14 protein-coding genes are annotated in these 13198 nt (G+C 67.1%); 7 read left to right on the top strand and 7 right to left on the bottom strand.

The genetic code is table 11. The annotated features are described in order from the left end of the window. Positions 1–51 precede the first annotated feature (51 nt). Positions 52–558, bottom strand: coding sequence for a type III secretion system chaperone family protein (locus BM002_RS11995; protein WP_092781187.1), 507 nt, complete (start codon positions 556–558; stop codon positions 52–54). Positions 559–780: 222 nt separating this feature from the next. On the opposite strand from BM002_RS11995, the gene BM002_RS11990 reads away from it, so the two are divergent. From BM002_RS11990 to BM002_RS11980, 3 genes are read left to right on the top strand one after another with little or no spacing between them, the layout of a single operon-like run. Further along, a complete protein-coding gene (locus tag BM002_RS11990; protein WP_092781184.1) occupies positions 781–1419 on the top strand; it encodes a DUF3047 domain-containing protein in 639 nt (212 codons plus the stop codon). A 48-nt stretch (positions 1420–1467) separates the two neighbouring features. Beyond that, on the top strand, positions 1468–2226 hold the full coding sequence (locus BM002_RS11985) for an SDR family NAD(P)-dependent oxidoreductase (RefSeq protein WP_092781181.1): 759 nt from the start codon (positions 1468–1470) through the stop codon (positions 2224–2226). Between the two features lie 10 nt (positions 2227–2236). Further along, positions 2237–2893: a GNAT family N-acetyltransferase gene (locus BM002_RS11980; protein ID WP_245749233.1), complete on the top strand. Its 657-nt coding sequence runs from the start codon at positions 2237–2239 to the stop codon at positions 2891–2893. Here the strand turns inward: BM002_RS11980 and BM002_RS11975 are convergent. Further along, the gene (locus tag BM002_RS11975; RefSeq protein ID WP_092781175.1) at positions 2890–3603 is read right to left on the bottom strand and encodes a response regulator; all 714 of its coding nucleotides are present in this window, start codon (positions 3601–3603) and stop codon (positions 2890–2892) included. The two genes, BM002_RS11980 and BM002_RS11975, sit on opposite strands and share 4 nt — an antisense overlap. A gap of 131 nt (positions 3604–3734) precedes the next feature. On the opposite strand from BM002_RS11975, the gene mce reads away from it, so the two are divergent. Next, on the top strand, positions 3735–4154 hold the full coding sequence (mce, locus tag BM002_RS11970; protein WP_092782159.1) for a methylmalonyl-CoA epimerase: 420 nt from the start codon (positions 3735–3737) through the stop codon (positions 4152–4154). Then, positions 4154–4429 carry a DUF1467 family protein gene (locus BM002_RS11965; protein WP_092781172.1) on the top strand — a complete coding sequence of 92 codons (276 nt, stop codon included), beginning with the start codon at positions 4154–4156 and terminating at the stop codon, positions 4427–4429. The genes mce and BM002_RS11965 overlap by 1 nt, the downstream gene beginning before the upstream one ends. Here BM002_RS11965 and BM002_RS11960 read toward each other — a convergent pair. Together BM002_RS11960 and BM002_RS11955 are read right to left on the bottom strand one after the other, a co-directional pair. Beyond that, positions 4426–5109, bottom strand: a complete 684-nt coding sequence (locus BM002_RS11960) for an EI24 domain-containing protein (RefSeq protein ID WP_092781169.1) — start codon at positions 5107–5109, stop codon at positions 4426–4428. The two genes, BM002_RS11965 and BM002_RS11960, sit on opposite strands and share 4 nt — an antisense overlap. Beyond that, a complete protein-coding gene (locus tag BM002_RS11955) occupies positions 5106–5699 on the bottom strand; it encodes a nitroreductase family protein (protein WP_092781166.1) in 594 nt (197 codons plus the stop codon). Before BM002_RS11955 ends, BM002_RS11960 begins: the two co-directional genes overlap by 4 nt. A gap of 217 nt (positions 5700–5916) precedes the next feature. Between BM002_RS11955 and BM002_RS11950 the strand changes: the two genes are divergently transcribed. Further along, positions 5917–7119: an SMP-30/gluconolactonase/LRE family protein gene (locus BM002_RS11950; protein ID WP_092781163.1), complete on the top strand. Its 1203-nt coding sequence runs from the start codon at positions 5917–5919 to the stop codon at positions 7117–7119. Positions 7120–7310: 191 nt separating this feature from the next. Further along, positions 7311–8696, top strand: a complete 1386-nt coding sequence (locus BM002_RS11945) for a DUF3179 domain-containing (seleno)protein (RefSeq protein ID WP_092782156.1) — start codon at positions 7311–7313, stop codon at positions 8694–8696. A gap of 46 nt (positions 8697–8742) precedes the next feature. Here the strand turns inward: BM002_RS11945 and topA are convergent, their stop codons facing one another. The 3 genes from topA to BM002_RS11930 all read right to left on the bottom strand — a co-directional run bounded on the left by topA (position 8743) and on the right by BM002_RS11930 (position 13167). Further along, positions 8743–11424 (bottom strand): type I DNA topoisomerase, encoded by a 2682-nt coding sequence (gene topA, locus BM002_RS11940; protein WP_092781161.1) that lies wholly within the window; start codon positions 11422–11424, stop codon positions 8743–8745. Positions 11425–11582: 158 nt separating this feature from the next. Further along, a complete protein-coding gene (gene dprA, locus BM002_RS11935; protein ID WP_092781158.1) occupies positions 11583–12776 on the bottom strand; it encodes a DNA-processing protein DprA in 1194 nt (397 codons plus the stop codon). Positions 12777–12810: 34 nt separating this feature from the next. Beyond that, the gene (locus BM002_RS11930; RefSeq protein WP_139212360.1) at positions 12811–13167 is read right to left on the bottom strand and encodes a hypothetical protein; all 357 of its coding nucleotides are present in this window, start codon (positions 13165–13167) and stop codon (positions 12811–12813) included. Positions 13168–13198: the final 31 nt, after the last annotated feature.

The raw sequence follows: 13198 nt of genomic DNA, 5'->3' as shown, positions 1-13198 counted from the left end.
GCCCTCCCGGTTTGCCCGCGAGCCTAGTGGCGACGGCGGCGGGCGCAAGGGTCAGGCGTGGCCGTAGGCCTCGGCCATGGCGATCTGCATGGCGACCTCGGGCGCGCGCCCGCCCCAGCACACCAACTGGAAGGCCGGATAGTAGCGTTCGCCCGCCAGGATCGCCTCGGCGACCATCTGGTTGATCTGCTCGGTCTGGGCGCAGACGCCGCCCGCCAGCACGAGGCCGTAGCGGTAGACCATCATCTTCTGCCCGGCCCAATAGGTGAAGGACCCGGCCCAGCATTCGTCATTGGCGAGGTTCAGCACCTCGTAAAGGCGCGGGAGGCTGGTCTCCGGCGGCTCCATCTCGAAGCAGCAGATCAGGCGGAGCGTCTCGTCGGTGGGTGACCAGGCGAGGGTGACGGAATAGCTGCGCCACTGCCCCTCGACCACCATGGCGATCTGGTCTTCGCCGACGCGGTCGAAATCCCAATCCTGGGATTCGGCAACCGTCTCGACCAGATCGATCGGATGCAGGTCGCCGGTGTCGGAGAATTGCTGGCGATGGTGGAGCATGTCTCACCCTTCCGCTGGGGCCATAGGTCTAGGAGGGAACACGACCCTTATGACGGCGCCGCGTTTTCCATACCAGATATGGTGGAGGGTGGCGGAGTCCCTGTCCAGCCCCGATTTGGGCTTCTCCACAGGTTTGATGGGGTGTTGTGGCCGCGTGGGCATCCGCCGGCCTGTCACGGGGACGTGACGGGACAAATGCGGCGGATGGGTTAGGCTTGGCTCATGAAAAAACTCGCTCTGGCCTGTGCTGCCGCCGTCTTCGCCGCGCCCCTTGCCGCCGCGACCCTGTCGTTCGACGGCAGTTGGCGCGAGCAGGGGTTCCTGCGCTTTTCATCCAACGATTACACCCAGGGGGGCGGCAGTTTGCAGGTCGGCTCGGACGGGACGGTCTCGCTGCTGTGGCGGGCGGTGCCCGAGGGGTTGCGCGGGTCGACCCAGGCCTCCTGGACGTGGTCGGTGGCCGAAAGCGTGCCCGCGACGGACCTGCGCCGGAAAGGCGGGGATGATCGCAACCTTGCAATCTATTTTGCCTGGACCGATCCCCAGACGGCCGCGACGGCGAACCCGAACCGCGCGACGCGGTTGCTGCGCGATCCGAACACCAAGGTTCTGGTCTATGTCTGGGGCGATGACGATGCGCGCGGGACGTTGCAGGACAGCCCCTATCTGCCGGGGTTGAAGACCATCGTGCTGCGCCAGGCCGGAACCGGCCAGCATGGTGAACGGGTCGATCTGGCCGCGGATTACGCGCGTGCTTTCGGGGGCGCGCCCGGGGTTCTGGTAGGCGTCGGCATCTCGGCTGACAGCGACGACACCGACACCCGTATCCGCGCGGCGATCACGGCCCCCGACTTGCGCTGACCTCCGGCGTCGCTAGGGTCGCGGCGCAGGTATCAGCGGGAGGACGGCATGGACATCGGAGCATGCAGGGCGGCCATCACCGGCGGCGCGGGCGGCCTTGGGGCCGCGACGGCGCGGCATATCGCGGCGGCTGGCGGATCGGTGGCGATTCTGGATCTGGACGCGGCCGGCGCGGACCTGGCGCGCGACCTCGGCGGCACCTTCCACAGGGTCGACGTGACCGATGCGGCGGCCTGCGCGGCGGCGCTGGCAGAGGTGGCGGGCGATGGACGCCTGGACCTGATGGTCAATTGCGCGGGCATCGCCCCCGCCGCCAAGACGGTGGGGCGCGACGGGGTGCATGACCCGACCCTGTTCGCCAAGACCATCGCGATCAATTTGACGGGGACCTTCAACTGCGCGTCCGCCGCCGCCGCGATCATGGCGCGGCAGGCGCCGGTCGGGCCGGACGGTGAGCGGGGGGTGATCGTCAACACAGCCTCGGTCGCGGCCTTCGAGGGGCAGGTAGGGCAGATCGCCTATGCCGCGTCGAAGGGCGGCGTGGTGGCGATGACCCTGCCCATGGCCCGCGATCTGGCGTCGCTTGGCATTCGGGTGGTGGCGATTGCGCCCGGCCTGTTCCTGACGCCGATGCTGGAAGGTCTGCCTCAGGAGGTGCAGGACAGTCTGGGCGCGCAGGTGCCCTATCCCTCGCGCCTTGGGAACCCGGCGGAATTCGCGTCTCTGGTGGGACATGTCGCGACCAATCCAATGCTGAACGGCGAGGTTATCCGGCTGGATGGCGCGATCCGCATGGCGCCGCGCTAGTGCAGGGCGGATGAATGATGACCTTGCCGATTGGACCCCGCTGGACTGGACACCGCCCTCTGGAATGGTCGGCGCGCGGACCCGGCTGGAGCGGTTGACGCCGGACCATGCGGCGGCGCTGCATGCCGCGAACCCGCGCGATGCGGAGCATTGGGCCTATATGGCCTATGGGCCGTTTGACGACCTGCAAACCTATCGCGACTGGATCGAGACAGTGGCAGCGGGGGACGACCCGGCCTTCTATGCCATCGATGGGCCCGAGGGATGGGCCGGCGTGGCATCGTTCATGCGCGTCGATCGCGCCAATGGCGTGATCGAGATCGGGAACATCGCCCTGTCCCCGTCGTTGCAACGCACGCCCGAGGCGACCGAGGCGCTTCACCTGATGATCGACCACTGCTTTGCCGCCGGGTTCCGGCGGGTGGAGTGGAAGTGCAACGCCGGGAATGCGCCGTCGCGTCGTGCGGCGCTGCGCCTGGGGTTCACCTATGAGGGCACGTTCCGCCAGCACATGATCGTGCGGGTACAGAACCGGGATACCGCCTGGTTCGCGATCATCGACGCCGATTGGCCCCGGCTGCGGGCGGCGCACCGAAGCTGGCTTGCGCCCGCGAACTTCGGTGCGGCGGGGCGGCAGAAACGACCCCTTGGCGAGATGACGGGCTAGATCACCTGTCGGGCGGCCAGCCGTTCGGCGATCATCCGGCGCAGATGGGGGCGCACCTCCTCCAGCGTGCGATTGGCGAGGCTTTCGGTTTCGGCCAGCAGCACCTGGTCGCGGCCCGTGCGCGCCAGACCGGTCAGGAAGCGGGTGACGAAGTCCAGCTCCACGCCGTCTTCCTCCAGAAGGCGGCCGGCATAGGCGAGGTCTTCGGTCAGGGCGAGGCGGTCGGGACGGATTTCTTCGTTGCCGACGATGCGCAGGCCCTTGGGCCAAAGATCGGCGGGCAGATGGCGCAGGATGATCTGCTGAAAGGCGGCAAGGCTTTCGATGGGTTTGGGCAGGAAGTCATCGGCCCCCGCGGCGATGGCAGCCGCCTCGACGTCGGCGGCGTCCTGCCCCGAGGTGGCGAGAAGGACGGTCGGGCGTTGCGTCGCCCGTGCCAGCCGCCGGATAAGCGACAGGCCATCGCCGTCGGGCAGGCCCAGGTCGACGATGGCGACCCCGGCGCGATAGGTGCCCAGGTGGCGTTCTGCGCTGGCGATGCAATCGGCGCGGCGGATACGGGCGCCCGAGCGCAAGGCAAGCATGCGCACCGCCTCGGAGGCGTAGCGGCTGTCTTCGACAAGAAGCACGGTCTGGCCCAGAAGCGGGCGCTGAGCGGTCGGCGCAAGTCGGTGGCCGAAGTCGGGATCGGGCAGGTTCTGCACGGGCATGGCGAATCTCTCCTCGGGGTGTGCGCCACTTTGCCGCCATCATCCCTAACGAAAGATGAACGGCCGCCCGCGATCTTGCAGGAGCGGGTTTGCGCGCCCATAACGCCCCCGACCGCAACAGGGGGATCGACATGATCGGCAGATTGAATCACGTGGCCATCGCCGTGCCGGACCTGGAGGCCGCCGCCGCGCAATATCGCGACACCCTGGGCGCCCATGTGAACCCGCCGCAGGACGAACCCGACCACGGCGTGACCGTCGTCTTCATCGAATTGCCAAATACCAAGATCGAGTTGCTGCATCCCTTGGGCGACGACAGTCCGATTGCCGGGTTCCTGGCCAAGAACCCCTCGGGCGGCATCCACCACGTCTGCTATGAGGTAACTGACATACTGGCGGCGCGGGATCAGCTGCTGGCGTCGGGTGCGCGCGTCCTGGGCAACGGGGAGCCGAAGATCGGGGCGCATGGCAACCCGGTCCTGTTCCTGCATCCGAAGGATTTCACCGGCACCCTGGTCGAGTTGGAAGAAGTCGCCGGGGGGGCCGCCTGATGGGTATCTTTTCGGCCTTCGTCCTCTTTGCCATGGTCTGGGCCATGGTGTTCCTCATCGGTCTTCAGATCGGCCAGAATACCCAGGGCGACAATGGTGAGCGTGTGCCCGGCACCCATGTCTCCAGCCCGATGGAGTTCCGGCTGGGTCGGCGCGTTCTCTGGGCCACGGGGATCGCGCTGTGCCTTTGGGGGCCGCTGGTCTGGGCCATCGTCGCAGGCGTGGTCACCATCGACGACCTGCGCGCCCTGACGGGACGCCCGGCGGCGAACTAGCGCGCCAGACGATGGAACAGGTGGGTGAAGGCGGCCACGCCGACCACCGGCACCAGCAGGTTGAGCAGTGGCACCGACAACGGGATCGCCATCAGGACACCCGTCAGCCAGATTTCGCCACGATGGCGACTGCGGAACTTCGTGGCCTCGGCCCGGGGCATGTGACGGGCGGCCACCATCTGCGCGTATTCGCGGCCCAGAAGGAACCCGTTCACCCCCCAGAAGATGAAGAGCGCGAAGGGTGCCAAAAACAGATAGGCAATGAGCGCCAGAAGGTTCACGCCCAGGACGAGGCCCAGAAACCCCGCCGTCTCGCGCAGGGCCTCGCCCCAGGGTTGGGTGCGGGCCGGGGGCAGGCCGGGATAGTGGCGGTCTTCGACGGCCTGCGCGATGCGGTCCAGAAAGAGACCGGTGAAGGCCGAGGCGACGGGCACCATCAGGAAGACCGACGCGATCAGGGTGAAGGGCACGGCGGCCCATCCAGCCGCGTTGTCGAGCCAGGTCACCTCGCCCAGAAACGGCAGCGTGACAGACGGGCCGACCAATGCCTGCGCCCCCCAGATCAGGACCGCCGAAAACCCGATCAGAAGGGCCAGCGACAGGCCGACGCCCCGCAGCAGGACGCTGCGAAACCGGGGATCACCGATCTGGCCGAGGGCCTTCAGGATATCGTCGATCATGCGTCGACCCAAGTGGTGATGGCGTCCAGGTCGGGGCGCGGGCGGTCGGGCGGCACGGCGGTTTCGGTGCCAAGGACGATGAACCCCGCGACCCATTCCGTGTCGGCCAGCGACAGCCCCGCCGACAGCCAGTCGCGGTCCGTGGCCATCCAGCCCGACAGCCAGTTCGCGCCCCATCCCGCCGCCTGCGCCGCGTTCACGAGGCCGAGGCAGAGCGCCCCGGCGCTGAGCGTCTGTTCGACTTCGGGGATCTTGTCGGAGGCTTTGGGGCTGGCCACGACGGCGACGATCAGGGGGCTTTCGGCGAACATCGCGTGGGCCTTCGTCAGCTTGTCGGCATCCCGCCCCTGCCGGGTGCCCAGGTCAACCGTCATCTCTGCCAGACGCGTCAGCGCGGCCCCCTGCATCACCAGAAGCCGCCAGGGTTCCAGCTTGCCATGATCCGGCACGCGCAGCGCCGCCGTCAGGATCGGGGTCAGGGCCGCCGCATCCGGCGCGGGGGTGCGCAGGGTTTTGGAGGGGCGGGACCGGCGGGTGGCAAGGAACGCCTGAACCTGCGGTTGCGGGGTCAGCGGTGGGATTGTGGTCATCGGGGCAAGTTCCGTCCTGTATCGTTGTGACATGTCACCCCGGGGGCACGGGGATTCAACCCTCGGCCCGCGGAAATGCCGGGTGCCATGCGGGTGGGACCGATGACAATGCGAGCGATTTTCCGCCGCTCCTTTCCCTTGCGTCATTCAAATAGCCGCGCGGCAAGCATCCGACCCCAAGCTGACATCGGCATTTGCCACATTTGGGAGGAAGACCATGACCATCATCCATTCGAATCTGTCGCGCAGGCAGGCCCTCGGCGCCCTGGGAGGGGGTGCGGTGGCCCTGACCGGCGTTGCGGCCAGCGCGCAATCCACCGCCGTCGAACCCTTGTCGACCATCACCACGCCGCGCCGCGATTTCGGGCCCGGAGCCGCGCCGAACGTCTATTTCTGGGACCCGGACCTGGTGGCCGCCGATGACCGCTTCTGGGGCGTGATGCAGCCCAATGCCACGATCGAGCGGCTCTGGACCGGGGCCAGATGGGCGGAAGGACCTGCCTGGAATTCGGTCGGCAAGTACCTGATCTGGTCCGACATCCCCGAGAACCGCCAGATGCGCTGGCTGGACGACGACAACCACGTCAGCGAATTCCGCTATCCGTCCAACTATTCAAACGGCAACAGCTTCGACCGGCAGGGGCGGCAATTGTCGGCGGAACATCTGACCCGCCGGGTCGTGCGATATGAGCATGACGGATCGATCACCATCCTGGCCGACATGTTCGAGGGCAAGCGCTTCAACTCGCCCAATGACGTGGTCGAACATGCGGACGGCAGCATCTGGTTCACCGATCCGCCCTATGGCGGACAGCTCTATGAAGGTGCGCCCGATGCGCCGGGCGGGCCGTCCAATGCCGCCGGATTGCTGAACCCGCGTCTGGGTCAACCGCCGGAGATCGGGGACTACGTCCGCGAGATGGAGACCGCGACCTATCGCATCGGCACCGATGGCGCGATCACCCGTGTCGCGACCGAGGCCGATGCCGCCGATCCGAACGGCCTGTGCTTTGCGCCCGATTTCGGGACGCTCTACATCGCGTCGACGGGCAAGGGACCGGGCGACACCGGGCCGGGCGGCAACGGCGAGATCATCGCGATGGATGTGGCCCCGGACGGGACGACATCGAACCGGCGGGTGTTCTCGGATTGCATGGTCGACGGCGTGAAATGCGGACCCGATGGCTTGCGCACCGACGTGGCGGGCAACCTCTGGGCCTCGTCCAACGCGGGGCGCAACGTCGGCTATTCGGGTGTGACGGTCTGGGCGCCGGACGGCACCCTGCTGGGCCGCATCCGCCTGCCCGAGATCTGCGGCAACGTCTGTTTCGGCGGGCCGAAGCGGAACCGCCTGTTCATGGCGGCGTCCCAGTCGATCTATTCGGTCTATACCGGGACGCAGGGCGCCGGCCCCGCGTGATGGGATGGCCCCGCCTGCGGTGTGGGTGGGGCCAGATTTCACGACGTCTTGAAGCGAAGTGATTGGTCGCGCTTTCGAATTGGATCGAAAGTGCGACCGTGCACCGAGAGACCGCATCATGGACCCGCGGCAAATCGTCGGCGGGTGTTGCGATTGACCGAAGGATGCGCGCAATCGCGAAAGGCGTCCCGATGACAGATCTGATCCTCAAATCCTTCCGAAACAGGGTCGTCGCTCTGCTGTTTGCCGCGTGCCTTGTTGCCGGGGCATCCGGGCCGGTACGGGCCGCCACGCCTTTGCCCGACTATGTGATTGCGGAATTCGGCACCCCGCCCTCCGTTCCCGAAGGTCCGATTTCCGAGAGCCTGCAAGCTGCTGTCCAGACCGTTTTCATCGACAGCCTGGCCCGGTCCGAATGGGGACGAGATCAGAAGCTTGCGCTCGATGAGATCGTCGCCTCCGGCGACCCGAGGCTGGTCTGGATCATCAGCGACATGATGCGGTTCACCTGGCGGATGGAGTTCGACACGGCGCTGGCAGAGGCGGCGACCATGCTGCTGGGGATCGAGTTGGATACGCACATGCGATGGGGTGCGATCACCGACCACCTGATCGCCTGGGATATCCCGTCCTACCCCGGATACCTTGACGCCAAGCGCGCGATCTTCACGCAGTTCGTTCCGGGATGGGACCGGATCCTTGTCGAGGGCAATGTCGACTGGCGGCTGGTGTCCTGGGGCGGGGTGCGGATCGACGATCGGCCGTTCGGGACCACCGACGATGCCTGCGACTGCATTCCCGCCGCCGACAATCCGCCAGTCAGCAGCGCCGAGGATGCGACCTGGCTTGCGGATGACGCCATCGTCTTCGGGATCGAGGTCAACGGCGAATACCGCGCCTATCCACGTCGCATCATGGAAGTCCGCGAGATGGTGAACGATACCCTCGGCGGACGTGATCTGGGAATCCCCTATTGCACCCTGTGCGGCGCGGCGCAGGCGTATTTCACCGACCGGATGCCGACAGGGGTCGCGCGCCCGGTCCTGCGCACCACGGGCCTGCTGATCCGCTCGAACAAGGTGATGTATGATCTGAATACCTATTCCGTCTTCGACACCTTCCTGGGGACGGCCCTGACCGGGCCGCTGGCGGCGCAGGGGGTCCAGCTTGAGCAGGCGACAGTGGTCACGACGGATTGGGGCACCTGGAAAGAGCAACATCCCGAAACCACCGTTCTGGTCGAACGGCTGGCCCTTGGCCGCGATTTCGACTTCCGCAATGGGCGCGACGCCGACGGGCCGATCTTTCCGGTCGGTGACGTCGATCCGCGGCTGGACGTTCACGAAGATATCATCGGCGTCATCGCTGCGTCCGGAACACCGGTCGCCTTTCAGCGGAGCACCGCCTTCGCGGCGCTGAAGGCGGGGGTCGATGTCGGTTTCGAGAACGTCCGCCTGCAACTGGATGCGGGCGGGATAAGGGCTGTCGATCAGGACGGTGCGGACCTGGGAAGCCATCAGGCGTTCTGGTTCGCCTGGTCGCAGTTCCACCCCGAGACCGCTCTCTGGTCGCAATAGCCGTTCCGGCGCCCGCCGCCTTTGGTGGGGGCCGGTTTGACCGGGGTTAGTCTTGTGCTTTCGGGGCGGCCTTCTTCGCCGGGCCCTTCTTCTTGGCCGCGGGCTTTTTCGCCGCGGGCTTTTTTGCCGCCGGTTTCTTGGCTGCGGCCTTCTTCTTCGGGGCCTTGGCGGCCTTGGCGGCGATCAGTTCGATGGCCTGCGCCACGGTCAGGTCTTCGGGCGAGACGTCCTTGGGCAGGGTGGCATTGACCTTTTCCCATTTGATGTAGGGGCCGAACCGCCCCTCCATCACCGCCATCGCGCCGCCTTTCTCGGGGTGTTCGCCCAGATCGCGCAGCGCCTTGGCCGCCCCACGTCCGGCTCCGCGCGGATTGGCGCGCTTGTCGGCCAGCACCTGAACCGCATGGTTCATGCCGATGGTGAAGATTTCTTCCTCGTCGCTGAGGTTGGCATAGACCGGCTTGGCGTCCTCGGGCCGCTTGTGCATCACGTAAGGCCCGTAGCGGCCCAGGTTCGTGGTGATCGGCTCCCCGTCCTCGGGGTGCAATCCGACCTCGCGCGGGAGCGACAGAAGCTGCATCGCGCGGTCGAAATCCACCACGTCCGGGGCCCAGGTCTTGGGCAGGCTCGACCGCTTCGGCTTGGGGTTTTCCTCGGTCTTTTCACCCAGTTGGACGTAGGGCCCGAAGCGCCCGGATTTCAGCCAGACCTCCAGCCCCGATTCCGGCTCCACGCCCAGCATCCGCTCGTCGCCCTGTTGCTCGCCTTCCATCCCCGGCGGGCCGAAGGGGCGGGTATAGCGGCATTCGGGATAGTTGGAGCAGCCGATGAAGGCCCCGCCCGACCGGGCCGTCCGCATCGACAGACGCCCCGCCTCGCATTTGGGGCACAGACGCGGGTCTCGCCCGTCGCCCGCATCAGGGAAGAGATGCGGCTCCAGCACTTCGTTGATCTTGTCGAGGACTTCGGTGATCCGCAGTTCGCTCGTCTCGCCGATGGCCGCCGAGAAGTCGCGCCAGAAGCGGGCCAGGACGTCCTTGTAATCCTTGTCGCCGGCACTGATCTCGTCCAGTTCCTCTTCGAGGCCGGCAGTGAAATCATAGCTGACGTATTTGCGGAAATAGTTGGACAGGAAGACCGTCACCAGCCGCCCCTGATCCTCGGGGAAGAGGCGGTTGCCTTCCTTGCGGACATAGCCGCGGTCCACGATCGTCGACAGGATCGAGGCATAGGTCGATGGCCGCCCGATGCCCAGTTCCTCCATCCGCTTGACCAGCGTCGCCTCGGTGTAGCGGGGCGGCGGTTGGGTGAAGCTCTGCTGGCCCAGAACGGCGTTGGACGGCGATTTGACCATCTGGTTGTCGGACGTCTCGTCCCCGTAAGCGGCGACCTTCTTGGCGACGTCGCCCTGATGGATCACCGGCAGGCGGTTGTCGTCGTCGGAGGCCGCGGCATCGTCGTCGCGCCCTTCGGTATAGACCTTCATGAACCCGTCGAAGACCACGACCTGACCGGTGGCGCGCAGCTCGACCTGCTCGCCCTTGTCGCGGACCGTGACGGTCGTGCGCTCCAGCCTTGCGGCGGCCATCTGGCTGGCCAGCGTGCGCTTCCAGATGAGGTCATAGAGCTTTTTCTGGTCGCCCTCGGACACCCGGATCTCGTCCGCTGACTTGGTCATGTCGGTGGGGCGGATGCATTCATGCGCTTCCTGGGCGTTCTTGGCCTTGTTCTTGTACACCCGCGCCTCGGCCGGGGTGTAGTCCTTGCCGTAACGGCTCTCGATGGCGGCGCGGGCGTCGGCCACGGCCTCGGGCGCCATGTCGATGCCGTCGGTCCGCATGTAGGTGATGTGGCCCGCCTCATACAATCGCTGCGCGGTCGACATGCAGGCCTTGGCGCCCATGCCGAACTTGCGGCTGGCTTCCTGCTGCAGGGTCGAGGTCATGAAGGGTGGCGAGGGGTTGCGCGTCGCTGGCTTGGCCTCGACCCCGGTCACGGTCAGATCGCGGCTTTCGACGGCCTGCACGGCCAGCTCGGCCTGGGTCGCATCGGCCAGGTCGAAGCGGTCCAGCTTCTTGCCCGCCAGCGCCACAAGCCGCGCCTCGAACTTTTGGCCGCGCGGGGTTTCCAGCATGGCGCGGACGGACCAGTATTCGCGGGCGTCAAAGGCCTCGATCTCCATCTCCCGGTCGACAACCAAACGCAGGCAGACCGATTGCACCCGCCCTGCGGATTTCGAACCGGGCAACTTGCGCCAGAGCACCGGCGACAGATTGAACCCCACCAGATAGTCGAGCGCCCGGCGCGCCAGGTAGGCATGGACCAGCGGCGTGTCGATTTCACGCGGGTTGGCGATGGCCTCCTGCACGGCCTTCTTGGTGATGGCGTTGAAGGCCACGCGGCTGACCGGCATGTCCTTCTTGATGCCGCGCCGCGCCAGAAGGGTTTCCAGAAGGTGCCAGCTGATTGCTTCCCCCTCGCGGTCGGGGTCGGTGGCGAGGATCAGGTTCGGGTCATTGGCCAGCGCATCGGCGATGTCCTTGATCCGCTTCTTGGAGTCGGCGGGCACCTCCCAGGTCATGTCCCAGGAGCCTTCGGTGTCGACGGAGCCGTCCTTGCCGACGAGGTCGCGAACGTGTCCGTAACTGGCCAGAACGGTGTAGTCCTTGCCCAGATATCCGTTGATGGTCTTGGCCTTGGCCGGGGATTCGACGACGACGACGGGCATGGCGGAAGACCTCGGAAATAGTCGGATTCAACAGGTTCGACAGGTCCCCCGGCGAGGGGGGTCCATGGGCCGCGGACCATGTGGGGACCTCTGGAAGATTGTCAATGGGCGCTCTGGATGCGGTCGGATTGGCCGCACGAGCCCCCGCTTGCGGTTGGTCAGGCGCGGATCAGGCCGCCGCCGGGTTGCCGCGCGATGCTGCCCTCCAGCTCCAGTTCGGAGAGGTGCAGCGCCAGTTGGTTGGCGCTGACCGGGCCGCTTGCGGCGATGTCGCGGGCCAGATCGTCCTGGGTGACCGGCGTCGGCGAGAGCAGCGACAGGATGCGGTCGCGCAATTGTGAGGTGTCGGGGGTCGTGGTGGCGTCGACCTGCGGCGCGGCGACGGGCTCCGGCCTCGGCTCGGGGGCCTCCGGGCTGCGCGCCATCAGGTCGAGCACGTCGAGGATGTCCTGAACACCCCGCACCAGCGTGGCCCCGTCGCGCAGCAGCAGATTGCAGCCGCCCGCACGTCCGTCGAAGGGGTGGCCCGGCACGGCGAGAACCTCCCGCCCTTCGTCCAGGGCGTCGCGGGCGGTGATCATCGAGCCGGACTTGGCCGCCGCCTCGACCACCACGACGGCCTGCGACAGGCCTGCGACGATGCGGTTGCGGCGGGGGAAGTCGCGCGCCTGCGGGGCAAGACCGAAGGGGCGTTCGGAGATCGACAGGCCATCGACGGCGATCTTGGCGGCCAGATCGATGTTTTCCGCCGGGTAGATGCGGTCCAGTCCGCCCGCATGCACCGCGATGGTGCCCCCGGGCAGGGCCGCGTCATGGGCCACCGCATCGACACCACGCGCCAGACCCGAGGCGACGACGATACCCGCCTGCGCCAGATCGCGCCCCAAAGCGCGCGCCATGCGCAGGGCGAGCGACGACGCGTTGCGCGTGCCCACGATGGCGACCGTGGTCCGGGTCAACAGTTCGATCCGACCCTGTGCCCAGAGGATCGGAGAGGGGTCGCGGGTTTTGGCGAGTTCGGCGGGGTAGCCCGGTGTTCCGAAGGCCAGCATCCGCGCGCCAAGGCGGCGGGCGGCCTGCACCTCGCGGCGGATCGACGCCTCGTCCGCCGGGCGGTATCCGGTGTCGCCCGCGGCAGCGGCCACGCCGGGCAACGCCTCGAGTGCTGCGACGGCGTTGCCATGCTCGGCCAGAAGGCGGCGCCAGGTGGCGGAGCCGACCCGTCGCGACCGGATCAGACGCAGCCGCGCAAAGAGTTCATCCTGCGACGGGGCCGGGTCGAAGGCCGGAAGGGGCGCTTCGTCGAAGGTGGTGTGAAACTCGGGGCCGGAGTCGGGGCTGACGTAATCCATACGCCAGACTTCCGCAGAATTGGTTGAGATTCGGTTAACCGCGTCCCGCCAGCGCGTCGGGTTCCAGGCTGTTGGCGGTGTCCCACAGGACCGCCTTGTGCAGCCCCACGGGGGTGAACAGCAGGACGCTGCCCGCCGCGAGGGTCGCCACGACAAGGATTGCGGCCCACCCCGCGGCCCCGAACCGCAGCAACAGGGCGAAGACGGCAAGGGCCAGCGGGGCGACGACGGGCGTGATGAGCGGGCCATAGAGCAGCTGTGCGCCGGTCTTGGCCAGCCATTTCAGCGGCCCGGTCGCAGAGGCGAACACGAAGGTCAGAACGCCCCCTACGAAGGCGGGTCCTAAGCAGAAGGCCGCGCCGAACTTGAGCCAGTCGGTCAGCGCGAACATCCGCTGGCCTTGACCATCGTCCACACCGTGC

The organism is Jannaschia pohangensis, assembly GCF_900113875.1.
GTDB classification, from domain to species: domain Bacteria; phylum Pseudomonadota; class Alphaproteobacteria; order Rhodobacterales; family Rhodobacteraceae; genus Jannaschia; species Jannaschia pohangensis.
This window is presented reverse-complemented; position numbering and strand designations above follow the sequence as displayed.